This is a genomic window from Mycolicibacillus koreensis, from assembly GCF_002104795.1.
GTDB lineage: Bacteria > Actinomycetota > Actinomycetes > Mycobacteriales > Mycobacteriaceae > Mycobacterium > Mycobacterium koreense.
In genome coordinates, this window is record NZ_NCXO01000003.1 from 101,585 (window position 1) to 125,165 (window position 23,581).

Annotated in this window: 20 protein-coding genes, 1 tRNA gene and 2 pseudogenes; 9 read left to right on the forward strand and 14 right to left on the reverse strand. The window is 70.7% G+C overall.

The features are described from left to right. Positions 1 to 58: 58 nt before the first annotated feature. Positions 59 to 508 (forward strand): MarR family winged helix-turn-helix transcriptional regulator, encoded by a 450-nt coding sequence (locus B8W67_RS02420; RefSeq protein ID WP_372507480.1) that lies wholly within the window; start codon positions 59 to 61, stop codon positions 506 to 508. Positions 509 to 517: 9 nt separating this feature from the next. Here the strand turns inward: B8W67_RS02420 and B8W67_RS02425 are convergent, their stop codons facing one another. After that, the gene (locus B8W67_RS02425) at positions 518 to 1,660 is read right to left on the reverse strand and encodes an esterase-like activity of phytase family protein (RefSeq protein ID WP_234806638.1); all 1,143 of its coding nucleotides are present in this window, start codon (positions 1,658 to 1,660) and stop codon (positions 518 to 520) included. Positions 1,661 to 1,727: 67 nt separating this feature from the next. Between B8W67_RS02425 and B8W67_RS02430 the strand changes: the two genes are divergently transcribed. Further along, entirely contained in the window at positions 1,728 to 3,641 is a 1,914-nt protein-coding gene (locus B8W67_RS02430) for an acyl-CoA dehydrogenase family protein (RefSeq protein ID WP_085302139.1), read from the forward strand. A gap of 13 nt (positions 3,642 to 3,654) precedes the next feature. Here the strand turns inward: B8W67_RS02430 and B8W67_RS02435 are convergent, their stop codons facing one another. Continuing rightward, a complete protein-coding gene (locus B8W67_RS02435; RefSeq protein ID WP_234806639.1) occupies positions 3,655 to 4,140 on the reverse strand; it encodes an LppP/LprE family lipoprotein in 486 nt (161 codons plus the stop codon). A 164-nt stretch (positions 4,141 to 4,304) separates the two neighbouring features. On the opposite strand from B8W67_RS02435, the gene B8W67_RS02440 reads away from it, so the two are divergent. Both B8W67_RS02440 and B8W67_RS02445 read left to right on the forward strand, forming a co-directional pair. Continuing rightward, positions 4,305 to 8,180 (forward strand): bifunctional nitrate reductase/sulfite reductase flavoprotein subunit alpha, encoded by a 3,876-nt coding sequence (locus B8W67_RS02440; protein WP_085302173.1) that lies wholly within the window; start codon positions 4,305 to 4,307, stop codon positions 8,178 to 8,180. Between the two features lie 51 nt (positions 8,181 to 8,231). After that, entirely contained in the window at positions 8,232 to 8,606 is a 375-nt protein-coding gene (locus B8W67_RS02445; RefSeq protein WP_069391539.1) for a hypothetical protein, read from the forward strand. A 9-nt stretch (positions 8,607 to 8,615) separates the two neighbouring features. On the opposite strand, the gene B8W67_RS02450 is transcribed toward B8W67_RS02445, so the two are convergent. After that, positions 8,616 to 8,688 (reverse strand) — tRNA-Asn (locus tag B8W67_RS02450). A 190-nt stretch (positions 8,689 to 8,878) separates the two neighbouring features. On the opposite strand from B8W67_RS02450, the gene B8W67_RS02455 reads away from it, so the two are divergent. Then, positions 8,879 to 9,124, forward strand: a complete 246-nt coding sequence (locus B8W67_RS02455) for a hypothetical protein (RefSeq protein WP_069391540.1) — start codon at positions 8,879 to 8,881, stop codon at positions 9,122 to 9,124. Between the two features lie 11 nt (positions 9,125 to 9,135). Here the strand turns inward: B8W67_RS02455 and B8W67_RS21640 are convergent. From B8W67_RS21640 to B8W67_RS02465, 3 genes and pseudogenes are all read right to left on the reverse strand, one after another. Continuing rightward, positions 9,136 to 9,633: pseudogene (locus B8W67_RS21640) on the reverse strand (DNA primase); the annotation flags it as partial. Between the two features lie 42 nt (positions 9,634 to 9,675). After that, positions 9,676 to 11,037, reverse strand: a pseudogene (gene dnaG, locus B8W67_RS02460) (DNA primase); the annotation flags it as partial. A 75-nt stretch (positions 11,038 to 11,112) separates the two neighbouring features. Further along, positions 11,113 to 12,375 (reverse strand): deoxyguanosinetriphosphate triphosphohydrolase, encoded by a 1,263-nt coding sequence (locus tag B8W67_RS02465; RefSeq protein WP_275329508.1) that lies wholly within the window; start codon positions 12,373 to 12,375, stop codon positions 11,113 to 11,115. A 93-nt stretch (positions 12,376 to 12,468) separates the two neighbouring features. On the opposite strand from B8W67_RS02465, the gene B8W67_RS02470 reads away from it, so the two are divergent. After that, positions 12,469 to 14,439 (forward strand): TPM domain-containing protein, encoded by a 1,971-nt coding sequence (locus B8W67_RS02470; protein WP_069391543.1) that lies wholly within the window; start codon positions 12,469 to 12,471, stop codon positions 14,437 to 14,439. Positions 14,440 to 14,445: 6 nt separating this feature from the next. Here the strand turns inward: B8W67_RS02470 and B8W67_RS02475 are convergent, their stop codons facing one another. After that, positions 14,446 to 15,846, reverse strand: coding sequence for a glycine--tRNA ligase (locus B8W67_RS02475; RefSeq protein ID WP_069391544.1), 1,401 nt, complete (start codon positions 15,844 to 15,846; stop codon positions 14,446 to 14,448). 139 nt (positions 15,847 to 15,985) lie between these two features. Here B8W67_RS02475 and B8W67_RS02480 point away from each other — a divergent pair, with 139 nt between their 5' ends. Both B8W67_RS02480 and B8W67_RS02485 read left to right on the forward strand, forming a co-directional pair. Beyond that, positions 15,986 to 16,363 (forward strand): ArsR/SmtB family transcription factor, encoded by a 378-nt coding sequence (locus tag B8W67_RS02480; protein ID WP_085302145.1) that lies wholly within the window; start codon positions 15,986 to 15,988, stop codon positions 16,361 to 16,363. Further along, a complete protein-coding gene (locus B8W67_RS02485) occupies positions 16,360 to 16,746 on the forward strand; it encodes a Fur family transcriptional regulator (protein WP_069391546.1) in 387 nt (128 codons plus the stop codon). The genes B8W67_RS02480 and B8W67_RS02485 overlap by 4 nt, the downstream gene beginning before the upstream one ends. Before the next feature lie 139 nt (positions 16,747 to 16,885). Here the strand turns inward: B8W67_RS02485 and B8W67_RS02490 are convergent, their stop codons facing one another. Genes B8W67_RS02490 through recO form a run of 3 tightly spaced genes read right to left on the reverse strand, consistent with a single transcriptional unit; the run spans position 16,886 to position 19,015 of the window. After that, positions 16,886 to 17,311 (reverse strand): hypothetical protein, encoded by a 426-nt coding sequence (locus B8W67_RS02490; RefSeq protein ID WP_069391547.1) that lies wholly within the window; start codon positions 17,309 to 17,311, stop codon positions 16,886 to 16,888. After that, on the reverse strand, positions 17,311 to 18,225 hold the full coding sequence (locus B8W67_RS02495; RefSeq protein WP_069391548.1) for a decaprenyl diphosphate synthase: 915 nt from the start codon (positions 18,223 to 18,225) through the stop codon (positions 17,311 to 17,313). Before B8W67_RS02495 ends, B8W67_RS02490 begins: the two co-directional genes overlap by 1 nt. Beyond that, on the reverse strand, positions 18,185 to 19,015 hold the full coding sequence (gene recO, locus B8W67_RS02500; RefSeq protein WP_069391549.1) for a DNA repair protein RecO: 831 nt from the start codon (positions 19,013 to 19,015) through the stop codon (positions 18,185 to 18,187). Before recO ends, B8W67_RS02495 begins: the two co-directional genes overlap by 41 nt. Positions 19,016 to 19,077: 62 nt before the next feature. On the opposite strand from recO, the gene B8W67_RS02505 reads away from it, so the two are divergent. Next, positions 19,078 to 20,508 carry an amidase gene (locus B8W67_RS02505; RefSeq protein ID WP_085302147.1) on the forward strand — a complete coding sequence of 477 codons (1,431 nt, stop codon included), beginning with the start codon at positions 19,078 to 19,080 and terminating at the stop codon, positions 20,506 to 20,508. Between the two features lie 9 nt (positions 20,509 to 20,517). On the opposite strand, the gene era is transcribed toward B8W67_RS02505, so the two are convergent. Genes era through ybeY form a run of 4 tightly spaced genes read right to left on the reverse strand, consistent with a single transcriptional unit; the run spans position 20,518 to position 23,579 of the window. Next, entirely contained in the window at positions 20,518 to 21,441 is a 924-nt protein-coding gene (gene era / locus B8W67_RS02510) for a GTPase Era (RefSeq protein ID WP_085302149.1), read from the reverse strand. Continuing rightward, a complete protein-coding gene (locus tag B8W67_RS02515) occupies positions 21,438 to 21,758 on the reverse strand; it encodes a cytidine deaminase-like protein (RefSeq protein WP_069391552.1) in 321 nt (106 codons plus the stop codon). Before B8W67_RS02515 ends, era begins: the two co-directional genes overlap by 4 nt. Continuing rightward, on the reverse strand, positions 21,751 to 23,046 hold the full coding sequence (locus tag B8W67_RS02520) for a hemolysin family protein (protein WP_069391553.1): 1,296 nt from the start codon (positions 23,044 to 23,046) through the stop codon (positions 21,751 to 21,753). Before B8W67_RS02520 ends, B8W67_RS02515 begins: the two co-directional genes overlap by 8 nt. Further along, complete coding sequence (ybeY, locus tag B8W67_RS02525) at positions 23,043 to 23,579, reverse strand: rRNA maturation RNase YbeY (RefSeq protein ID WP_069391554.1); 537 nt, start codon at positions 23,577 to 23,579, stop codon at positions 23,043 to 23,045. Before ybeY ends, B8W67_RS02520 begins: the two co-directional genes overlap by 4 nt. Between the last annotated feature and the right edge of the window lie 2 nt (positions 23,580 to 23,581).

A 23,581-nucleotide genomic window follows, 5' to 3' on the forward strand; every position in this document is an offset into this window, starting at 1 on the left:
CCCACCGACCAGGGCGACCCCCATTGATTTATTTAGAAAAGCTATGCAATATGGAGTCATGGGCTCTCCCGACATCGACACCAGCCTCGGCGCCGATCTGCTGGCGGTGATCTTCCGGCTCAACCGGCTGGCCACCCAGTTGGTCACGATGCCGCTCTCCGGCGCGCAGGCCCGGTTGTTGGCGGCGATCGAGACGCTCGGCGACGCCCGCATCGGTGACCTGGCCGCCGCCGACCACTGCTCGCAGCCGACGATGACCACTCACGTGCGCCGGTTGGAGGACGCCGGGCTGGTCACCCGCACCACCGATCCCGACGATGGGCGCGCGGTGCGCATCCAGATCACCGAGGCCGGGTTGCGCACGCTGCACCGGGTGCGCGCCGACCGGGCCGCCGCGATCGACCCGCACCTGGCCCACCTCGACCCCGAGGAGCGTCGGGTGCTCGGGGAGGCGGTGGCGGTGCTGCACCGGGTGCTCGACCACGCCGCGCCGCCGCGGCGGGACTGAACCCCGGCGCTAGCGGTCCGGCGGGTCCAGCGCCAGCAGCAGGAACTGGGTGATTTGCAGCGGGGAGAAGTTGTCGTCGCTGACCAGAACGACGCTGCGGCGCCCGTCGGGCAGCGGCGGCCCCACGGTGATGCCCTCGACGTTGTCCAGGGGACTCAGCCCGGGCACCGCGGTGAGGTCCAGGGCCAGCGTTTTGCGCATCGGGACGACCGCCGGGTCGCTCAGTGACGGCGCCGCCAGGGTGTCGGTGGCGTCGGCGATCTCGGCGTAGAAGATCCGCACCACCGGGCGGCGCGAGCCCGCCCGTTCCAGGACCAGGAACGACTCGTCGGACAGGGCCACCAGGTTGGTCAGCCCGTTGCTGTTCGCCGGGGCGGTGGCGGGTTCCAGCGGGTAGGCGAACTGGGCGACCGGTCGGCCGCTGTCGACGGCGAGCCGGGTGATGCGGGTCAGGGCGCCGTGGTGACGGTCGGGGGGATCGCCGTCGTCGTAGCCGGGCCGCTCCATCGCGGCGTAGAGCCACCGGCCGTCGGGGCTCAGCGTCAACCCCTCCAGGGCGGCGTTGCGCCGTGGGCCGCGCTGCTTCGAGCTCATCGCCAGCATCGGCGGCAGCTCAAACGCCCCGCGGTAGGCCCCGTCGAGCCCGGCGACCCGGACCCACGGGTCGGCGAGGACCGGCGGACGGCGCTCCCCCTCGGAACTCCAGTACAGCTGCCGGCGTCGCGGGTCGAAGGCGAGGCCCTCGGGGTCCGGCGGCACCACCGGCGGGTCGGCGTCGAGGGCGGGCGCGGGGAACGGCCGGCCGTCCTCGTCGCGCAGTGCCTGCACGCCGGTGAACTCGACCGCGTCGATGCCGGCGCCGGACAGGCCGAGTCGCACGGTGTAGAAGCGCGCCGGGTCGTGCTGGGAGCGGTCGTCGCTGAGCACGTAGAACCGGTCGCGGTCGGCGTCGTAGCTGATCGCCGAGAGGCCCCCCACCACGGTGCCGGCGACGGTGGCTCCCGGCCACACCCGCCGCTGGCCGAGGTAGTGCAGCGCGGCGGGGCCGGTGGGACCGGCCACCGGCGTGCAGCCGAGCAGCGCCGGCCCGCCGGCGAGGGCGGCGGCGCCCAGCAGCACCGCAACCCGAGCCAGGGACACCAAGGGCCTCACCGGTTTCATTCAATCCGGTGCGGCCCAGACCGCTGCACGCGGGGCGTCCGGCACGTTACGGTCGGGCATGGCAACCACCACCGATGCACTGCGCGACGTCCTCGACGGGCGGTGGCGCGACACCAAGAACGCGATGCGCCGGCGCCTGCAAGACGACGTGTTCCGCCCGCATTACACCCCGACCACAGCCATCGCCCGGGCGAAGGTGGCCGAACAGATGAACCTGATGGCCGCCGAGGGGGCGGCCAGCGACGGGTTCCGCACCGAGCACGGCGGCACCGGCGATGTCGGCGCGGCGATCACGATGATCGAGATGCTGGCGATGTCGGATCTGTCGCTGATGGTCAAGGCCGGCGTGCAGTGGGGGCTGTTCGGCGGGGCCATCGAGAACCTCGGCACGGCCCGCCACCACGAGCTCTACGTCAAACCGACGATCGATCTGAAGTTGCTGGGCTGTTTCGCGATGACCGAGACCGGCCACGGCAGCGATGTGCAGTCGCTGGAGACCACCGCCACCTACGACGCGCAGACACACGAGTTCGTCATCGACTCCCCCACCGACAGCGCCCGCAAGGACTACATCGGCGGGGCTGCCGAAACCGCCACCGTCGCCGCGGTGTTCGCGCAGCTGATCACCCACGAGGACGGTGAGCCCGTCGACCACGGCGTGCACTGTCTGCTGGTGCCGATCCGTGACGGCGACGGCAACGACCTGCCCGGGGTCACCACCTCCGACTGCGAGTACAAGGGCGGCCTGCCCGGGGTGGACAACGGCCGCATCCTGTTCGACAAGGTGCGGGTGCCGCGGGAGAACCTGCTCAACAAATACGGCGACGTCGACGTCGACGGCACCTACCACTCGCCGATCGAGAGCCGCAGCCGCCGCTTCTTCACCATGCTGGGCACGCTGATCCGCGGGCGGGTCACCGTCGGCGGCAGCGCCGCGGCGGCCGCCCGGGTGGCTCTGGACATCGCCACCCGGTACGGGTTGCAGCGCCGCCAGTTCAGCGACCCCGCCGACGGCCACGAGGTGCTGATCATGGACTATCTGGTGCATCAGCGCCGGTTGTTCCCGCTGATCGCCCGCTCCTATGCGCTGCAGTTCGCGCAGAACGAGCTGGTGTCGCGCTGCCACGACCTGCAGAGCAGCGATGAGCCCGACCCCGAGGAGCAGCGCGAGCTGGAGGCCCGCGCCGCCGGGTTGAAGGCGGCCAACACCTGGCACGCGAGCCGCGCGATCCAGGAGTCGCGGGAGGCGTGCGGCGGCGCCGGGTACATGGCCGAGAACCGGTTGATCGCGCTGCGCGCCGACACCGACGTGTTCACCACGTTCGAGGGCGACAACCATGTGCTCACCCAGCTGGTCGCCAAGCAGCTGCTCACCGCCTACGCCGACGACATCGACAGCATGAGCCCGGTGGACTGGGTGCGGTTCGCCGCCGAGACCGTCGGTGAGCGGGTGCTCAAACGCACTGCCGCCGAGACGATCATGCAGACGATCCTCGATTCGCGCCAGGACAGCGACGAGGAGGGCAGCCTGTTCAACCGGGGCACCCAGATGCACATGTTCGAAGACCGCGAGGAGTACCTGCTGTCGTCGGTGGCGCGCCGGCTGCAGTCCAAGGCCAAGGAGATGTCGGAGTTCGAGGCGTTCAACGCCGTGCAGGATCACGTGCTGCACGCGGCGTCGGCGCACATCGACCGTATCGTTCTCGAGGCGTTCATCGCCGGCATCGACGCCTGCACCGACGAGTCGGCCCGCGAGATCCTGGAGTGGATGTGCGACCTCTACGCGCTCAGCGTCATCGAGGACGACAAGGCGTGGTACATCGAGCACCGGTATCTGTCCACCGAGCGGGCCAAGGCGGTGACCCGCGGGATCAACGACCGCTGCCGCAAGCTGCGTCCGCACGCCGAAACGCTCGTCGACGCGTTCGGGGTGCCCGAGCAGCTGCGCTCGGCCACGATGCTCGACGCCTGAGCGGCCGCGGCCGCTACGGCTGCGGGATGGGGTCGAGCGCCTCCAGCGCCCCGTCGGCGCCGATCTGGTAGCGCACGGTGCCGATGCCGGTGGGACAGCAGTTGGGCTCCGCGCCGACGATCCACTGGTATTGGACGGTGACGACGTGCTCGCCGCTGGAGACCACCGAGGTGTAGGGCCGCGGGATGTCGGTGGGTGATCCCAACGCGGTGTTGCGGTCGAAGAACAACAGCAGTTCGGGGCTGGCGGCGGTCGCCCCGGCGGGGGCGAACTGCACCCAGTACAGCCGGCAGTCACCGGTGTGATCGCGGCCGGTCTCGGTCCACGGCGAACCCACCGGCGGCGCAGCGGCCACCGCGTCGGCGACGGTCTGTGCGGTCGGCCCGGCGTCGGCGGCGCAGGTGTCCGGGGACTGGGCGACCGTGCCGCCGGGCTGCCAACCGCACGCGGCCGTGGCCAGCAGGAGCGCCGTTATCCCCCATCGCATGGCCCATCTCATCCGCCCGAGTCTACGACCCGGCCCCGCGCCCCGCCGGGCGCCCGAATGCTTAGCGATTGGAAACGAACGCGACATCGTCGGAAACGGCCTCGACATTTTCCGCCGACATCCTATGAGCCGTGGTGACCGGAACGAAACCCTGCGGGGATCAAGGCGTGTCGGTGGTGCGCGGGCCACGCACCGTCTCGACGGTGTGCACGTATTGCGCGGTCGGCTGCGGCGTGGTGTTGACCGTCGGCACCGATCCGGTCACCGGCAGTGACCGGGTGCACCGGTCCCGTGGCGACGCGGGCCACCCCGCCAACTTCGGGCGCCTGTGCACCAAGGGCGCGACCACCGCGGAGCTGCTGTCCGCGGACGGCAGGATGACCACCGCCCAGCTACGACCTGCCCGCGGTGAACCGACCGAACCGGTCGACCTCGACACCGCGATCAGCCACTGCGCGCAGCGCCTGCGGGCGATCGTCGCCGAGCACGGCCCCGACGCGGTGGCCCTGTACGTGTCGGGGCAGATGTCGCTGGAGGCACAGTATCTGGCGAACAAACTCGCCAAGGGATTCATCGGCACCCGGGAGATCGAGTCCAACTCGCGGCTGTGCATGGCCAGCGTGAGCAGCGGCTACCAACTGTCGCTGGGCGCCGACGGGCCGCCGGGCTCCTACGAGGACTTCGACCACGCCGACGTGTTCTTCGTCATCGGCGCCAACATGGCCGACTGTCACCCCGTCCTGTTCCTGCGGATGATGGACCGGGTCAAGGCGGGAGCCAAGCTGATCGTCGTCGACCCGCGCCGCACCGCCACCGCGGAAAAGGCCGATCTGTTCCTGCAGATCGCCCCGGGCACCGACCTGGCGCTGCTCAACGGCTTGTTGGCGTTGATCATCGACAACGGGCACACCGACGACGCGTTCATCGCCGAATTCACCGACGGCTGGGAGGTGATTGGCGACTTCGTCCAGCAGTATCCGCCCGCGCGAGTCGCCGCGATCACCGGAATCGGCGAGGGCGACCTGCGCACCGCGGCCCGCTGGATCGGCGAGGCCGACAACTGGATGAGCTGCTGGACGATGGGGTTGAACCAGAGCACGCACGCCACTTGGAACGTCAACGCCGTCTGCAACCTGCATTTGGCCACCGGGGCGATCTGTCGGCCCGGTAGCGGACCCTTTTCGCTGACCGGGCAGCCCAACGCGATGGGTGGCCGCGAGATGGGCTATCTGGGGGCGGGCCTGCCGGGGCAGCGCAGCACCACCGACCCCGACGACCGTGCCTTCGTCGAGGACGTCTGGGGGCTCCCCCGCGGTCGCTTGCCCACCGAAGCGGGCGGCGGCACCATCGAGATGTTCCGCCGGATGGGCCGCGGCCAGATCAAGGCCTGCTGGATCATCTGTACCAATCCGGTGGCGTCGGTCGCCAACCGCAAGACGGTGCTCGCCGGCTTGGAGGCCGCCGAGCTGGTGATCGCCCAGGATGCGTTCACGGCGACCGAGACCAACACCTACGCCGATGTCCTGCTGCCGGCGGCCCTGGGCGCGGAGAGCGAGGGCGTGATGGTCAACTCCGAGCGCACCCTGACCCTCACGCAGAAGGCGCTCGATCCCCCCGGCGACGCGCTTCCGGACTGGCAGCTCATCGCGCGGGTCGCCGCGGCCATGGGCTACGCCGACGCGTTCGCCTACGACAGCGCCGAGGAGGTGTTCGCCGAGATCACCCGCTTCCACAATCCACGCACCGGATATGACCTGCGTGGCGTGGACTACGCACGGCTGCGCACCGCCGCGATCCAATGGCCGTGCCCGCCCGGCGACGGCGCCGATCGTCATCCGATCCGCTACCTCAACGACGGGGCGAGCCAGACCCGGCGGGTCCGCGCCGACGGCAGTGTTCCGCGGTTGGCGTTTCCGACCGCCTCCGGGCGGGCTGTGTTCCATGCCCGCCCGCACATGCCGCCCGACGAACTGCCCGATCGCGACTATCCGTTCCTGCTCAACACCGGCCGGCTCCCCCACCAGTGGCACACCATGACCAAGACCGGCAAGATCGCCACGCTCAACAAACTCAACCCGGACCCGTTCGTCGAGATCCATCCCGACGACGCGAAGCGCCTGCAGATCACCGCCGGCGACCGCGTCGAGGTCGCGTCCCGGCGCGGGCGCGCGGTGCTGCCCGCGGTGCCCACCGACCGGGTGCAGCCCGGTCACTGCTTCGCCCCCTTCCACTGGAACGACGCGTTCGGCGAGTACCTGGCGATCAACGCCGTCACCAACGACGCCGTCGACCCGCTGTCCCAACAACCGGAGTACAAGGTCTGCGCCGTCACCGTGACGAAGGTGATGGCCGCCCCGGCCCCCGACACCGGCGGCCCCGCGGTGCCCGCCGCGACGGTCGCCGCCGGGCCCGAGCCCGCCGAACCGTCCGGGCTCACCGCGGATTCCCCGACCAGCCCGCCCACCACCGTGGTGTTGTGGGCGTCGCAGACCGGCACCGCCGAAACAGTCGCCGCCTCGTGTGCCGCCCACCTCGCCGCGGCCGGTCTGGCGGTGGGCCTGCACGCGATGGACGAGTTCAGCCCGGCCGCCCTGGCCGCGGTGAGCGACGTGCTGGTCATCACCAGCACCACCGGGGACGGGGAACCGCCGGACAACGGGGCGGCGCTGTGGGCCGCACTGCAACGTCGGGACGCTCCCCGGTTGGATCGCACCCGTTACGCGGTGCTGGCGTTCGGCGACTCCAGCTACGGCGCGTTCTGCGGTCACGGCCGCAGCCTCGACGCGCGACTGGCCGAACTCGGCGCCACCCGCCTGCTCGACCGGGTCGACTGCGAACCCGACTACGAGCAGGCCGCCTCGGACTGGCTGAGCGCCGTCGGTGCGGCACTGCAGATCGCCGGCACCCCGGTCTCGGCCCCGGCGGCCCCGGCGCGCTACCGAAGGGGCGCCCCGCTGCGGACACGCCTGGTGGGCAACAGGGTGCTCACCGGGCCGGGATCGACCAAGGAGGTACGCCAGTTCACCTTCGCCGTGCCGGAGGCCACCTTCGCCTACGATTCCGGCGATGCGTTGGGAATCTGGCCGCAGAACCCCGCCGCGCGGGTCGACGAGTGGCTGGCGGCCACCGGCTTGTCCGGTTCGGCCACCGTGCAGATCGGCGACGCCGGCCCCATGTCACTGCGGAGGGCCGCGACCGAACGGTTGGAAATCACCCGCATCACAGCGGATCTGGTTCGGTTCCTCGCACACCACAGCAGCGACGCCGAGCTGACCGAGTTGGCGCATCCGGCGAACACCGCCGCGCTCGCCGAATGGATGCGGGGACGCCAGGCGCTCGACGTCGTGGCCCGCACGCCGGTGCGGGCCCCGGTTCAGGAGTGGCTCGCCGTCACCAGCGCGCTGCGGCCGCGGCTCTACTCGATCTCGTCGAGCTCGGCGGACGACCCCGGCGAGGTGCACGTCACCGTCGGCGTGGTGCGTTACGACGTCGACGGTGTCGCGCGCGGGGGCGTGTGTTCGAGCTATCTGGCCGATCACGCCGAGGACGCCGCTGTCGGCATCTTCGTGCATCCGACCCGACACTTCCGTCCGCCCGTCGACCCGGACGCGCCGATGATCATGGTCGGTCCCGGAACCGGGGTGGCCCCGTTCCGCAGCTTCCTGCGCCGCCGCCGGGCCCTCGGGCACACGGCACCGAACTGGCTCTTCTTCGGGGAGCGTCACGCTGCGACCGATTTCTACTACGGCGACGAATTCGCCGCGATGCACGCCGACGGGTTCCTCACCGAACTCGACCTGGCGTTCTCCCGCGATCAGCCCGAACGGATCTACGTCCAGCACCGGATGCGCGACCGTGGGGCCGAGATCTGGCGCTGGCTGCAGAACGGAGCCCACCTGTATGTCTGCGGCGACGCACGATCGATGGCCCCCCAGGTCCAGCAAACCCTCCACGACATCGTCGTCGAGCACGGGCGCCTCGACGACGGCGCCGCCGCCGACTACATCCGCACGCTGGCGACGCAGAAACGCTATGTTCGCGACGTCTACTGAACAGCCGCCCTTTAGGCTGGCGTGGTTGACCGCCAACCGAAGGAGTAACCGATGGCGTGGTTCCTGGCCTTACAGGGGGCGCCCAGCAAGGGCGGCCAGTCGCTCACCTACGAGCTGCACGAATCGGCCGACACCGACCAAATCGCCCGCGACATGAGCGCCGGGGTGGTCGCCGACCGCGTCGTGGAGGTCCCCGCCGTGCTGCCGCCGCGCCGCCAGAAGGTCACCTTGTACGTGCGTCCCGCGGTGTGGGGGGTGTGGGCGTTCTACGAGATGAGCGAGGAGGAGCGCCGCGAGATGATCGCCTCCAACCCGCTGATCAACGCGGTCGCTCAGGCCGCCAAACAGCAGCAGACCCGCAAATCGGGGCCGACCACGATCGGGATGACGATCCCGCAACCGGGACAGAACTTTCCCGGTCAGTAGGGTTTTACGCTCCCCCGGCTGGACTCGAACCAGCAACCCTTCGGTTAACAGCCGAATGCTCTGCCAATTGAGCTACAGGGGACTGCCCACCCGCGGCGCGGCCGCGGCACGGGGGTTGACTCTAGCCTACCGGGGGTGCTTCGTGCCAAAGCCGACCCCCTTCGGCGGCCACCGTGGCGGCCCGCGAGGCGGTGCCCCCGCGGCGGCCCGCGCGACGGATGGCCGGACGTGAGGCAGGATGGACACAACCGTCGTTTTCGGGAGGGACCTTCGTGATCCGGTATCTCGCCGTGCTGGCCGTCGGATACGTCTTCGGCACCAAGGCCGGCCGCCGCCGCTACGAGCAGCTCGTCGGCACCTATCGGGGCATCACCGGTTCGCCGGTGACCCGGTCGGTGATCGAGGCGAGCCGCCGCAAGATCGCCAACCGGGTCTCCCCGGACACCGGGATGGTCACGTTGACCCAGATCGACCCGACCACCGCGGTGGTCGCGCCGGAACCGCAACGCGCCGACTGAGCGGCACCCGCTCAGGCGGTCAGGTCGTCGCCGCTGGCCTGGGCGAGCAGGCTGCGCCGGTAGGCCTCCATCGCGACCAGGTCCGAGAACAACGCGTGGTATTCGTCGCCGTCGTCGATCGGTGACATGCGCTGCAGCTTGGATTTCACCTCGGCGATCTGACGGCCCACCCAGACCTCCTGCAGCCGGGCCAGCACCCCGCCGATGTAGCGCGGCAGCCGGTCCTCGTCGACCTGGATGCCCTCGACGCCGAGCTCGTTGATCAACCCGGCGGCGGCGTCGGTGGTGGCGTGCTGACGGACCAGGTCGATCCAGGCGCCGCCGACCACCCCGGAGCCCAGCCCCCCGGCCGCCTCGATCGCCGCGTGCACCGCCGCGTAGCCCGGGTGGGTGAAGCTGTCGACGGTGAGGGTGTCGAAGACCGGGCCGGCGAGCGCCGGGAACTGCAGCGCGGCCTTGAGCGCCTCACGTTGCGGCCACAACGTCGGATCCCGCGGGTCGGGGCGCTTTGGCCGAGCGTCCACCGGGTCGTCGCCGGCACGTTCGGCCGGCCCGCGCCGCGGTCGCGACGTCCGCGGAGCCCCGCGGGCCTGTTCGCGCACCCGGCGCAGCACCTGGGCCACGTCGTCCCAGCCGACCCAACCGGCCAGCTGGCGCGCGTATTCGTCGCGCAGCGTGGGGTCTTTGATCTGCACCACCATCGGCACGCAGCGGCGCAGCGCAGCCACCCGCCCCTCAGCGGTGTCGAGGTCCATCTCGGCCAGCGCGGTACGAATCGCGAACTCGAACAACGGGCTTCGCCGGGCCACCAGGTCACGCAGGGCGGCGTCGCCGTGTGCCAGCCGCAGGTCGCACGGATCCATGTTGTCGTCGGCGACCGCGACGAACGATTGACCCGCCAGGTTCTGATCCCCGCCGAAGGCCTTGAGCGCTGCGGCACGACCCGCCTCGTCACCGTCGAACACGTAAATCAGTTCACCGCGAAAAAAGTTGTCGTCCATCATCAGTCGGCGCAGCATCGCCAGATGCTCGTCGCCGAAGGCGGTGCCGCACGATGCCACGGCGGTGGTCACACCGGCCAGGTGCATCGCCATCACGTCGGTGTAGCCCTCCACCACCACCGCCTGATGTCCGCGGGCGATGCTGCGTTTGGCCTGATCGATACCGAACAGCACGTGGGACTTCTTGTACAGCACCGTCTCGGGGGTGTTGACGTACTTAGCGGTGATCGGGTCGTCGTCGAAGACGCGGCGGGCCCCGAATCCGATGACCTCTCCGGAGGTGGTGCGGATCGGCCACAGCAACCGACGGTGGAAGCGGTCCATCGGCCCGCGCCGGCCTTCACGGGAGAGCCCGGCGGCCTCGAGCTCTTTGAACTCGAAGCCTTTGCGCTGCAGATGGCGGGTCAGGGTGTCCCAGCCGGACGGGGCGAACCCGCACCCGAACTGCGCCGCCGCCGCGGCGTCGAAGTTACGGTCGGTCAGGTACTTGCGGGCCGGGGCGGCCTCGGCCGATTCGAGTGCCCCACAGTAAAATTCGTATGCCGCTGTGGTGGCGGCGATCAGCCGGCTGCGGCTGCCCCGGTCGCGTTGCACCCGGCTGGTCGCGCCGGTGTAGGTCAGCGTGTGGCCCACCCGGTCGGCGAGCAGTTCCACCGACTCGACGAAGCTGACGTGCTCGATCTTCTGCAGGAACGCGTAGACGTCACCGCCCTCACCGCAGCCGAAGCAGTGGAAATGCCCGTGGTTGGGCCGGACGTGAAACGACGGGCTCTTCTCGTCGTGGAACGGGCAGAGCCCTTTGAGCGAGTCCGCCCCGGCGCGCCGCAGCTGCACGTAGTCGCCGACGACGTCGTCGATGCGGACCTTGTCACGGATGGCGGCGATGTCACGATCGGAGATGCGCCCAGCCACCCGGCCAGTCTAGAGCGCGCGGCGCGCCGCGGTGCCGGCTATCCACAGCCCCACCCGGCGCCTCGCCGTTGTGACCTAGTCGACTGCGGCCGCGATCTGTTCCAGCCGGCTTTCGGTGTAGGAAGCGATCTGGTCGATGATCACCCGCAGTCGCGCACTGTCGTCGCCGGCGGCGTCGAACGCCGGGACGAAGATCGGGTCCAGGGTGCCCGGCGCGCCGGCGAGCAGCCAGGTGGCCACCGCCGCGATGCGGGCACGCTGTTCGGCCTGGGTGTTGCGGTGGCCGGCGTCGGACATGATGAACTGCACCGCCAACGTTTTGAGCACCGCGACCTCGGCGCGCACCAGGTCGGGAACCTGCAGGTCGGCCCGGTAGCGCGCCAGCGGCAGCGCCCCGGCGGCACTGCGGGTGGCACCGATCGCCGCCGAGGCGAACCGGCCGACGAGCTCACTGGTCAGGCGTTTGAGCGCCACCGACGCCGCCAGCGTCGCCGGAAACGGCCCGTGGCTGCCGACGTCGGCGACGATCGGCAGCCCCGAGAGCCGCTCCGCCGCGGCGATCAGGTCGTCGGCGCGCACCTGAGCGAACTGGCTCTCCCCCAGCTGTGCCAGGGTCGCCGCGGCGTCGGCGTCGGCGAGCACCCGCAGGTCGATGCGCCCGGAGATCACCCCGTCCTCGACGTCGTGCACCGAGTAGGCCACGTCATCGGCCCAGTCCATGATCTGGGCCTCCAGGCACGGACGGTCCGCCGGCGCGTCGGCGCGGATCCAGGCCGCCACCTCCGCGTCCTCGGCGTAGAACCCGAATTTGACGCGACCGGTGCGCTGGGACCACGGATATTTGGTGACCGCGTCCAGCGCCGCCCGGGTGAGGTTGAGCCCCGCGCTGCGACCGTCGGCGTCGAGGACCTTCGGCTCCAGCAGGGTCAGGATGCGGATGTTCTGGGCGTTGCCCTCGAACCCGCCGTGCTCGGCGGCCAGGTCGTGCAGGGCCCGTTCGCCGTTGTGCCCGTAGGGCGGGTGACCGATGTCGTGGGCCAGCCCGGCGAGGTCCACCAGGTCGGCGTCGCAGCCCAGACCGATCGCCATGCCCCGCCCGATCTGCGCCACCTCCAACGAGTGGGTCAACCGGGTGCGCGGCGTCTCGCTCTGGCGGGGGCCGACCACCTGGGTCTTGTCGGCCAGCCGGCGCAGCGCCGCACTGTGCAGCACCCGCGCCCGGTCGCGGGCGAAGTCGGTGCGGTGCTGCGCGTCCCCGCCGGGCAGGCCCGCCGTTTTCGGCGCCTCAGCCACCCGCCGATGCCGGTCGGCGTCACCGTAAGGGTCCTGCTGCGTCATGGTCACCGCAGCACAGTCTGCCAAAGCCGCTCGGTGGCGGTTTGCGCGGACAATCGCCGTCGACGGTCGCGGTGATCACTTAGATTGGCTGTCATGCGCACCGTCCGTCTGCTCGCCGCCGCGTTGGCCACGGTGCTCACCGCGTTGCTCGGCGCGCCCGGCGCCCTCGCCGACGAGCCGCTGCGGCTGGCGAACCGGGTGACCGACCATGCGTCGGCGCTGACCGATGCCGGGCGCACCGAGGTCGCCAGTGCGATCGCCGGGCTCTACAACGACCACCGCATCCGGCTGTGGGTGATCTACGTCGACACGTTCTCCGGGCAGAGCGGTGACAGCTGGGCCCGCAGCACCGCCCGGCTCAGCGACCTCGGTGACCACGATGCCCTGCTGGCGGTGGCCACCGGGGACCGCAGCTATGCGTTTCTGGTCTCCACCGGCCTCGACAACATCTCCGCCGGCGACGTCGACGAACTGCGCCGCAACCGGATCGAGCCGGCTCTGGGCCGCGGCGACTGGGGGGACGCGGCGGTGGCGGCGGCCACCGGGCTGGCCAGCGCCGCGGCCGGACCCCCGATGCCGTGGGCCACGGTGCTGGGGGTGCTGGCGGCCGTCGCGGTGGCGCTCATGGTGCTGCTGGCGGTGCTGCGGTGGCGGCGTCGGCGGCGCCACGCCGCGATGGTGGCGGCCGCCCACCGGGTCGACCCGACCGACACCGACGCGCTGGCCCGGCTGCCGATCTACGCCCTCGATGCGCTGTCCCGGTCGAAGGTCGTCGACGTCGACAACGCGGTGCGTACCAGCACCAACGAGTTGGCCCTGGCCGCCGAGGAGTTCGGCGATGCCCGCACCCAGCCGTTCCGTGCGGCCCTGGACACCGCCCGCGCCGCCCTGGCCCACGCGTTCGCGGTGCGCCAGCAACTCGACGACGACATCCCCGAGACCCCCACCCAGCAGCGCGACCTGTTGACCGGGGTGATCGTCGCGGCCGCCGAGGCCGACGGGGAGCTGGAGAATCAACGCGACGCGTTCGATCGGCTGCGCGATCTGGTGATCAACGCCCCGGCGAAGCTGGACGGCCTGACCCAGCAGGTGGTGGAGCTGACCGCGCGCCGGCCCGGCGTGCAGCAGCGGCTGACCGAGCTGCGCGGGCAGTTCTCCGCCGGCGCCCTGGCGTCGGTGATCGACAACCCCGACACCGCCGCCGAACGCGTCGCGTTCGCCGAACGCAACATCGATCGGGCCCGCGCGCTGCTGGACCACCCGGTCGCCGGCCAGCAGGGCGAGCTGGTCGATTGTGTGCGCGCCGCCGAATCGGCTGTCGGGCAGGCGAAATCGCTACTCAACGCGGTGGACAGCGCTGCCGGCGACATTCGCCACGCCGAGGCCGCCCTGCCGGCGGCGATCAGCGACATCGAAGCCGCCGTCGCCCGCGCCGACGAGCAGCTCACCACACCGAGCCCGCACGCGGCCGCGTTGGCCGCCGCACGCACCACCGCCGCGCAGGCGGTCGCCGATGCGCGTGGCGGCGACGATCCGTTGGGGGCGTTCGCCCGGATCACCGAGGCCGACGCCGATCTGGACGCCGTGTTGGAGACGGTCGCCGAGGAGCAGGCCGCCGCCGAACGCCAGGCTCGGGTCTGTGAGCAGGCGCTGTTCACCGCGCAGGCGCGGGTGCGGGCGGTCTCCGATTACATCGACACCCGTCGCGGCAGTGTCGGCCCGGAGGCGCGCACCCGGTTGGCGGAGGCCCGCAAACGCCTCGAGATGGCGGAGAGCCTGCGCACGTCGAACCCGAATCGGGCCACCAACGACGCGCACGCCGCGGCGGCGCTGGCCGCGCAGGCCCAGACCCGGGCGCGCGCGGACGCCCAGGCCGCCCAGCAGGCCTACGCGGGCCGCTACGGCAGCACCGACTCCACCGGGGCGATGCTCGGCGGCATCATCATCGGCAACATCCTCAGCGGCGGGTTCGGCGGCGGGTCCCGCGGCGGGTCCGGCGGCTGGCGACCCACCTCGTTCGGGGGCTCCGGCGGCGGCTTCTTCGGTGGGGGAGGCCGGTTTTGACCCCGGTCAGCAGCCTTTGAGTCGGGTGGCCAGGTAGTCGGCGACACCGTCGAGGGCGACGCGCTGCTGGCTCATCGAGTCGCGCTCGCGCACGGTGACCGCCTGGTCCTCCAGCGAATCGAAGTCCAGGGTGATGCAGAACGGGGTACCGATCTCGTCCTGGCGGCGGTAGCGGCGCCCGATCGCCCCGGCGTCGTCGAACTCGACGTTCCAGTGGCCGCGCAGCTCGGCGGCGAGGTCGCGGGCCTTGGGGCTCAGGTCGGCGTGCCGGCTCAGCGGCAGCACCGCGGCCTTGACCGGCGACAGCCGCGGATCGAGCCGCAGCACGGTGCGTTTGTCCACCCCGCCCTTGGCGTTGGGGGCCTCGTCCTCGGCGTAGGCGTCGACCAGGAACGCCATGAACGAGCGGGTCAGCCCGGCCGCCGGCTCGATCACATACGGGGTGTAGCGGGTGTCGTTGGCCTGGTCGTAGAACGACAGATCCACCCCGGAGTGCTTGGCGTGGGTGGACAGGTCGAAGTCGGTGCGGTTGGCGATGCCCTCCAGCTCACCCCACGGGTTGCCGGCGAAGCCGAACTCGTACTCGATGTCGACGGTGCGCTCGGAGTAGTGCGACAGCTTCTCCGCCGGGTGCTCGAACAGGCGTAGCTTGTCCGCGTCGATGCCCAGGTCCACATACCAGGCCAGCCGGGTGTCGATCCAATACTGGTGCCAGTCGCGGGCGGTGGAGGGCTCGACGAAGAACTCCATTTCCATCTGCTCGAATTCGCGGGTGCGGAAGATGAAGTTGCCCGGGGTGATCTCGTTGCGGAAGCTCTTGCCGGTCTGGGCGATCCCGAACGGCGGCTTCTTACGGGCGGTGGTCACCACGTTGGCGAAGTTGACGAAGATGCCCTGGGCGGTCTCCGGGCGCAGATAGTGCAGGCCCTCCTCGGTCTCGATCGGGCCGAGGTGGGTTTTGAGCATCATGTTGAACTCGCGGGGCTCGGTCCAGCGGCCCTTGGTGCCGCAGTCCGGGCAGACGATGTCGCTCATCGGCACCGTGTCGGGGTCGACCGCGGTACCCGATTTCTTCGCCGCCTTCTCCGCGTGCGCTTCCTGCATATGGTCCTGGCGGTGCCGTTTGTGGCAGTTGAGGCACTCCACCAGCGGGTCGTGGAACACCTCGACGTGCCCGGAGGCCACCCAGACGTCGCGCGGCAGGATGATCGAGGAGTCCAGACCGACGACATCGTCGCGGGCGGTCACCACCGAGCGCCACCACTGGCGTTTGATGTTCTCCTTGAATTCCACCCCGAGCGGCCCGTAGTCCCATGCCGAGCGGGTGCCGCCGTAGATCTCGCCGGACGGGAAGACCAGGCCGCGACGCTTAGCCAGGTTGACGATGGAGTCGATGACGGACGCCACGGCTGTTGTGCTCCTGTTCGGTGCGGGGACGGGACCCGGACAGCCTAGCCATGACACCCGGGTCGGCGTTAAATGCGTCGTTACGCATGAATGGGCTAGGCTAACAGGAAATGATTGTCGTTTAGCCCGGGAGGTCACCATGCCGACGACCACCGACCGGCCGGTCGACACCGCGGGCACTACCGCCGTCCCCGAGCACGACCACGCCACCACCGCGATCCCCACCCCGCCGCGGGAGGTGCTCGACGCCGCCGGGGAGCTGCTGCGGGCGCTGGCCGCCCCGGTGCGCATCGCGATCGTGTTGCAACTGCAGGAGTCGCAGCGCTGCGTGCACGAACTGGTCGACGCACTCGGGGTGCCGCAGCCGCTGGTCAGCCAGCATCTGCGGATCCTCAAGGCCGCCGACGTGGTGGTCGGGGAACGGTCCGGACGCGAAGTGCTCTACCGGCTGGCCGACCACCACCTGGCCCACATCGTCGTCGACGCGGTCGCCCACGCCGCGGAGGATCCGGCATGACACGGATGCGCTCCACCCGCCAGCGCACCGCGATCTCCGAGTTGCTGGAGACGATCGACGAGTTCCGCTCCGCCCAGGAACTGCACGACGAACTGCGCCGGCGCGGCGAGACGATCGGGCTGACCACGGTGTACCGCACCATGCAGTCGATGGCCGCCGACGGCCTGGTCGACACGCTGCGCACCGACACCGGCGAATCGGTCTACCGGCTCTGCTCGGAGCACCATCATCACCATCTGCTGTGCCGGCACTGCGGGGCGACGATCGAAGTGGGTGCCCACGACGTGGAGGCGTGGGCCGCCAAGGTGGCCGCCGAGCACGGTTTCACCGAGGTCAGCCACAGCATCGAGATCTTCGGCCGCTGCGCCGACTGCCGCAGCTGACCCACCCCGGTGCGTCCAGCCGCACGTTTGAGTGCGTTCTGCGGCGGCGTTTTTCGCACGCAAACGTGCGGCTCAGGGGGTGAATGCACGCAAACGTGCGGCTCGGGGGACCCGGGGCCGCGGGTGGGCGCCGGCGGGGTCAGCCGGTCAGCTGCCCGCGGATCTCCGCGCCCTTGTCGAGCACCAACAGCACCAGGGTGCGCAGCGCGTCGGCGGTCAACCCGTTGCCGGGGAAGTTGTACCGCAGCATCACATCGGCGGTCTTGGCGCCGCGCTGTGCCCCGCCCCGCTTTCCGGTCTCGGCGGGTTTCTCCACCAGCGCCACCGTGCCCAGCAGGGTGCCGGCCGCCTCGGCGCGGACATGCTCGCGCAGCTTCTTGTCCAACGGCAGGTCGAAGCCGGCGATCTGCGTCAGCGACACCAGGTCGAGGTCCTCGACGATCGGCACCACCCGCAGCGACGCGATGGTGCCGTCGTGGCGCACCGTGAGCGCCCCGTCGGATTCCTCGACGACCGGCAGCACCTCGGTCAGGGCGGTGGACAGGCGTTCCCGCAGGGTTGCCATCATGCTCTCCCAAATCGCCGGTTGCGGGCGGCGTACTGTTCGCACGCCTCCCACAGGTCACGGCGGTCGTAGTCGGGCCAGAGTTTTTCTTGAAAGATGTATTCGGCGTACGCCGCCTGCCAGAGCATGAAGTTCGAGGAACGCTGCTCCCCGGAGGTGCGGATCAGCAGGTCCACGTCGGGGATGTCGGTGCGATGCAGATGCGCCGCGACGGTGGCCTCGGTGATGCGGTCCGGGTTGAGTTTGCCGGCCACCGCCTTGGCGGCGATGGCCTTGGCGGCTTCGGCGATCTCGGCGCGCCCGCCGTAGTTGACGCAGTAGTTGACCGTGATGACGTGGTTGTCCAGCGTCATGTTCTCGGCGATCTCGAATTCCTTGATCACGCTGCGCCACATCCGCGGACGCGAACCCACCCAGCGCATCCGCACCCCCATCGCGTTGAGGTTTTCCCGACGCCGGCGCACCACCTCGCGGTTGAAGCCCATCAAGAACCGGACCTCCTCGGCGGAGCGCTTCCAGTTCTCGGTGGAGAACGCGTAGACGGTCAGGTGCTGGATGCCCATCTCGATGGCGCCGCAGGTGATGTCGATGAGCACCGCCTCGCCCATCTTGTGCCCCTCGGTGCGGCCCAGCCCCCGCTGGGTGGCCCACCGGCCGTTGCCGTCCATGACGATCGCGACGTGGCGGGGCACCTGGTCGGCCGGGATCGCCGGCGCGGCGGCCTTCGAGGTGTGCTGCGGGGGCCGGCGCGGGCCGCCGCCGGGTGCCGGGGGCAGCTCGGGGAAGACAACCGGCCAGGTGGAGGTGTCCGGGAACATCGGGTAGTCGTCCGGCGCGGGCGCCAGCTGAGGGAAGGCGTCCTTCCGCTTTCGCTCAGCCGCTCGCCGGGAGCCGCCGATCCGGTTCGTCACCATGGGCCACATCCTGCCTGACCAGCCGCGCCCGCTGCTCGGCAACCGCACGATCGGCCCGCTCACCCCGCTCAACCAGTGGCAACGTCCGCAGCTTGCGTTCCAGATGCCACTGCAGGTGCGCGGCGACCAGACCGCTGGCATGGCTGCGATGCGCCGCCGGGGCCGCCTGGGCGGTCTCCCAGTCCCCGTCGTGCAGGGCCGTCATCAGCTCCACCACCCCCAGCGGCGGGGTGCTGGAGCCGGCGGGCCGGCAGTAGGTGCACACGCTGCCGCCGGCGGCGACGTGGAACGCCCGGTGCGGGCCCGGGCTGGCGCAGCGGGCGCACTCGGCCAGCGCCGGGGCCCAGCCGGAGATCCCCATGGCGCGCAGCAGGTAGGCGTCGAGCACCAGCTCGCGCGGGCGTGTCCCGTCGGCGACCGCGCGCAGCGCCGCCACCGTGAGTCGGTGCAGCGCCGGGACGGGGGCACGTTCTTCCCCGGCGAGGCGCTCGGCGGTCTCCAGCACCGCGCATCCACAGGTGTAGCGGCCGTAGTCGCTGACGATGGCGGCGGCGAACGCGTCGATCGCGACCACCTGGGTGACGATGTCGAGGTTGCGTCCGGGGTGCAGTTGCACGTCGATGTGGGCGAACGGCTCCAGCCGGGCCCCGAATTTACTGCGGGTGCGACGCACCCCCTTGGCCACCGCGCGGACCAGTCCGTGGTCGCGGGTGAGCAAGGTGACGATCCGGTCGGCTTCGCCGAGCTTGTGCTGGCGCACCACCACCGCCCGGTCCCGGTAGAGCCGCATCACACCAGTGTCCCATCGTGTCGTGACATCGCCGACGCAGCGCGCCGATAGGGTCGAGACCGATGAGTAACTCCGCGGCGCCGCGCTTTGCCACCCTGACTGACCAGCTCTATCAGCTGGCCAGCGGTGAGGTGAGCGCGGTGGAGCTCACCAGCCGGGCATTGGCCGCCATCGAGGCCAGCCAACCCCACCTCAACGCGTTCCGGGTGGTGCTGGCCGACGCGGCACGCGCCGAGGCCGCCGAGGCCGACCGGCGCCGCGCCGCCGGGGTCACCGCACCGCTGCTGGGTATCCCGATCGCGGTCAAAGACGATGTCGACGTCGCCGGGGTGCCGACCGCCTTCGGCAGCGACGGCTACGTGCCGCCGGCCACCGCCGACTCCGAAGTGGTGCGCCGGCTGCGCCGCGCCGGGGCGGTGATCGTCGGCAAGACCAACACCTGCGAGCTGGGTCAGTGGCCGTTCACCAGCGGCCCCGGCTTCGGGCACACCCGCAACCCGTGGTCGCGCGGGCACACCCCGGGCGGATCGTCGGGCGGGAGCGCGGCGGCGGTGGCCGCCGGGCTGGTCAGCGCCGCGATCGGCTCCGACGGGGCCGGCAGTGTGCGGATCCCGGCCGCGTGGACCCATCTGGTGGGGATCAAACCGCAGCGCGGCCGCATCTCCACCTCCCCGTTGCCGGAGGCGTTCAACGGACTCACCGTGAACGGCGTGCTGGCACGCACGGTCGCCGACGCCGCACTGGTGCTCGACGCGGTGGCCGGCAACACCGACGGCGACCGGCACACCCCGCCGCCGGTCACGGTGTATCCCCCGGGTACCGGGGTGGCGACCGGCGCGTTGCGGGTGGCGGTCTCCACCCGCCTGCCCTACTCCGGGTTCCCCGCCCAGCTGCACCACGAGATCACCGCGGCACTCACCGCCACCGCTCAGCGCCTCGAACAGCTCGGCCACTCGGTCGTCGACGCCAACCCCGACTACGGACTGCGATCCTCGTGGAATTTCCTGGCCCGGGCGACCGCCGGGGTGCTCGAGGCGTCCTACCGGCTCGGCGGCGGGGTGGAGTTGGACCCGCGCACCCGCGCCACCATGCGGTTGGGCCGGATGCTCTCCGAGCGGGTGTTGCTGCGGGCACGCGCCCAGGAGCCGGCGGCCCAGCGGCGCATCGGCTCGATATTTCGCAGCGTCGACGTGGTGCTGGCGCCGACGACCGCGCAGCCGGCCCCGGCGGTCGACGCCTTCGACGGGCTCTCCAGCACCGCCACCGACCGGGCGATCATCGCCGCGTGCCCGGTGACCTGGCCGTGGAACCTGGTGGGCTGGCCGTCGATCAACGTCCCGGCCGGGTTCACCACCGCCGGGTTGCCGATCGGGGTGCAGCTGATGGGCCCGGCCAACAGCGAGCCGATGCTGATCTCGCTGGCCGCCGAGTTGGAGGCGATCAGCGGCTGGGCCGCCCAGCAGCCCGATGTGTGGTGGACCGACCGCGGTTGACCCGGGTGCTCAAAACCCCAGCCGGCCCAGCTGTTTGGGGTCGCGCTGCCAGTTCTTGGCGATCTTGACGCGCAGATCCAGGTACACCTTGGTGCCCAACAGCTTCTCGATCTGCTCGCGCGCCGTGGTGCCGACCGCGCGCAACCGGGAGCCGCCCTTGCCGATGACGATGCCCTTCTGGCTGGTGCGCTCGACGTAGAGCACCGCGTGCACGTCGATCAGGTCGTCGCGGCCCTCACGGGGTGCGACGTCCTCGATCACCACGGCCAGCGAGTGCGGCAACTCGTCGCGCACCCCTTCGAGTGCGGCCTCGCGGATGAACTCCGCCATCAGGGTTTCCTCGGGCTCGTCGGTGAGTTCCCCGTCGGGGTAGAACGCCGGGCCGGGCGGCAGGCCGGCGGCCAGCACCCCGGTGAGCACGTCGATCTGCTCGCCGGTGACCGCCGAGACCGGCACGATCTCGGTCCGCTCGGTGCCGACCAGCTCCGCCACGGCGACCAACTGCCCGGCGACGCGGTCCTTGCCGACCTTGTCGATCTTGGTGACGACCGCCACCAGCGGGGTCCGCGGTGCGACCGCGCGGATCTGCTCGACGATCCAGCGGTCGCCGGGACCGATTTTCTCGTCGGCGGGGATGCACAGCCCGATCACGTCGACCTGACTGTAGGTGTCGCGGACCAGGTCGTTGAGGCGTTGCCCCAGCAGGGTGCGGGGTCGGTGCAGACCGGGGGTGTCGACCAAGATGAGCTGAAAGTCGTTGCGGTGCAGTATCCCCCGGATGGTGTGGCGAGTGGTCTGGGGGCGGTTGGACGTGATGGCGACCTTCGTCCCGACCAAAGCGTTGGTCAGCGTTGATTTTCCGGTGTTCGGCCGGCCCACCAGACACACGAAACCGGAACGGAAGTCGCCCTCAAAGACCTCGGCGTCGCTCACTGCGGACGACCCGAACGGTCGGTGACGATGATCGCCGCCGAGGCGGTCAGTTCCCGCACCGCCGCCACGCCGGGGTCGTCGACCGTCCCCCCGACGAGGACCGCGGCCTCCACCCCCGGGGCGCCACTGGCGACCGCCGCGGCGACCGCGGCCTGCAACGCGGTCAGCTGCAGCGCCGCCAGACGCACCGGGGCGCCGGCGTAGGTGCGCCCGTCGCTGTCGCGCACCGCCGCCCCGGCGTCGGCGTCGGCGCGCGCCATCGCGCCGCGGGCCAGAACCACCAGCTTCGCGTCCTCGGCGTCCAGTGCGTCACTCATCGGTCTCCTCCGCCTCGTCAGGCTCGATCGGGCTGGTCAGCACGGTGCCGACCCGCAGTCGACCCCGACGGTCGGGGCCGGATTCGGCGCGCAGCAGCAGCCCGTGGGACACCACCTCCGCGCCCGGCAGCGGCACCCGGCCCAACTCCAGCGCCAGCAGCCCGCCGACGGTGTCGACGTCGAGATCGTCTTCGAACTCGACACCGTATAACTCCCCGAGATCCTCAATGGGCAGCCGTGCCGACACCCGGAAGCGGTGGTTGCCCAACTCCTCCACCGGAGCGACCTCGTCCTGATCGTATTCGTCGGCAATCTCGCCGACGATCTCCTCCAGCACGTCCTCGATGGTCACCAATCCGGCGATCGCCCCGTACTCGTCGACCAGCAGCGCCATATGGTAACGGTCGTGCTGCATCTCACGCAGCAGCGCATCGAGGGGCTTGGAGTCGGGCACGAACACCGCCGGGCGCATCAGCTGTCCGGCGGCGATGTCCTGGCCGCTGTTGGGGGAGTAATAGGTTTGGCGCACCAGGTCTTTCAGATACACCACGCCCAGGATGTCATCGACGTTGTCCCCGATGACCGGGATGCGGGAGTGTCCGCTGCGCACCGCCAGCGACGTGGCCTGGCCCGCCGATTTGTCCTTCTCGATCCAGACCATCTCGGTGCGCGGCACCATGACCTCCCGCGCCGGGGTGTCGCCGAGTTCGAACACCGACTGGATCATCCGCCGCTCGTCGTCGGCGACGATGCCGCGCTGGCCCGCCATGTCGACCACCTCGCGCAGCTCGACCTCGGAGGCGAACGGCCCGTTGCGGAAACCCCGCCCGGGGGTCAGTGCGTTACCGACGAGCACCAGCAGCCGGCTGATCGGGGTGAGCAGCACCGAAATCACCTGCAGCGGAAGCGCGGCCGCCAACGCGATCGAATACGCGTTCTGCCGGCCGATGGTGCGCGGGCCCACACCGATGAGCACGAAGCTGGTCACCACCATGATGATCGCCGCGGTGAGCCGACCCCATCCCCATCCGAGCTCGCCGTAGAGGAACGCCACCAGCAGCACGGTGGCGGTGACCTCGCAGGCGATGCGCAGCAACACCACCAGGTTGATGTAGCTGGGACGCTGGGTGACCAGTGCGGCCAGTCGCACCGCGCCGGGACGTTCGTCGCGGACCATCTCCTCGACCCGGGCGATCGACACGGTGCTGATCGCGGCGTCGATGGCGGCCAACACACCCCCGAGGACCACCAGGACGATCGCCCCGAGCAGCGGCGGCAGGGCGCTCACGGCTCGTCGAAATACCGGGACTTGTCCAGCAGGCGCTGGTCGCGTTCGGCCTGCCGGTCGCGGCGGTAGCCCGCCACCTCGTCGTCGACCCAGTCCTCCAACAGCTTCTTCTGCAGGGCGAACATCTCTTTCTCCTCGGCCGGCTCGGCGTGGTCGTAGCCGAGCAGGTGCAGCACGCCGTGCACGGTGAGCAGCGCCAGTTCATGCCCGAGGGTGTGGCCGGCGCGGGTGGCCTGATCTTCGGCGAACTCCGGGCACAGCACGATGTCGCCGAGCATCGCCGGGCCGGGCTCCGGGGCGTCCGGGCGCCCGCCGGGCTCGATCTCGTCCATCGGGAAGCTCATGACGTCGGTCGGCCCGGGAAGGTCCATCCAGCGCATGTGCAGGTCGGCCATGGCGGTGGTGTCCAGCAGCACCAGCGACAGCTCGGCGGCCGGGTTGACCTCCATCGCGGCCAGCACGAACTGTGCGACGCTGACCAGCTCGCGCTCGGAGACGTCGATGCCCGATTCGTTGGAGACTTCGATGCTCACCG

Bases quoted from the DNA above. Each gene is read 5' to 3' on its own strand.
- B8W67_RS02420 (WP_372507480.1), top strand. From the start codon at position 59: ATGGGCTCTCCCGACATCGACACCAGCCTCGGCGCCGATCTGCTGGCG.
- B8W67_RS02430 (WP_085302139.1), top strand. From the start codon at position 1,728: ATGGCAACCACCACCGATGCACTGCGCGACGTCCTCGACGGGCGGTGG.
- B8W67_RS02435 (WP_234806639.1), bottom strand. From the start codon at position 4,140: ATGAGATGGGCCATGCGATGGGGGATAACGGCGCTCCTGCTGGCCACG.
- B8W67_RS02445 (WP_069391539.1), top strand. From the start codon at position 8,232: ATGGCGTGGTTCCTGGCCTTACAGGGGGCGCCCAGCAAGGGCGGCCAG.
- B8W67_RS02465 (WP_275329508.1), bottom strand. From the start codon at position 12,375: ATGACGCAGCAGGACCCTTACGGTGACGCCGACCGGCATCGGCGGGTG.
- B8W67_RS02470 (WP_069391543.1), top strand. From the start codon at position 12,469: ATGCGCACCGTCCGTCTGCTCGCCGCCGCGTTGGCCACGGTGCTCACC.
- B8W67_RS02480 (WP_085302145.1), top strand. From the start codon at position 15,986: ATGCCGACGACCACCGACCGGCCGGTCGACACCGCGGGCACTACCGCC.
- B8W67_RS02485 (WP_069391546.1), top strand. From the start codon at position 16,360: ATGACACGGATGCGCTCCACCCGCCAGCGCACCGCGATCTCCGAGTTG.
- B8W67_RS02490 (WP_069391547.1), bottom strand. From the start codon at position 17,311: ATGGCAACCCTGCGGGAACGCCTGTCCACCGCCCTGACCGAGGTGCTG.
- B8W67_RS02495 (WP_069391548.1), bottom strand. From the start codon at position 18,225: ATGGTGACGAACCGGATCGGCGGCTCCCGGCGAGCGGCTGAGCGAAAG.
- recO (WP_069391549.1), bottom strand. From the start codon at position 19,015: ATGCGGCTCTACCGGGACCGGGCGGTGGTGGTGCGCCAGCACAAGCTC.
- B8W67_RS02505 (WP_085302147.1), top strand. From the start codon at position 19,078: ATGAGTAACTCCGCGGCGCCGCGCTTTGCCACCCTGACTGACCAGCTC.
- B8W67_RS02515 (WP_069391552.1), bottom strand. From the start codon at position 21,758: ATGAGTGACGCACTGGACGCCGAGGACGCGAAGCTGGTGGTTCTGGCC.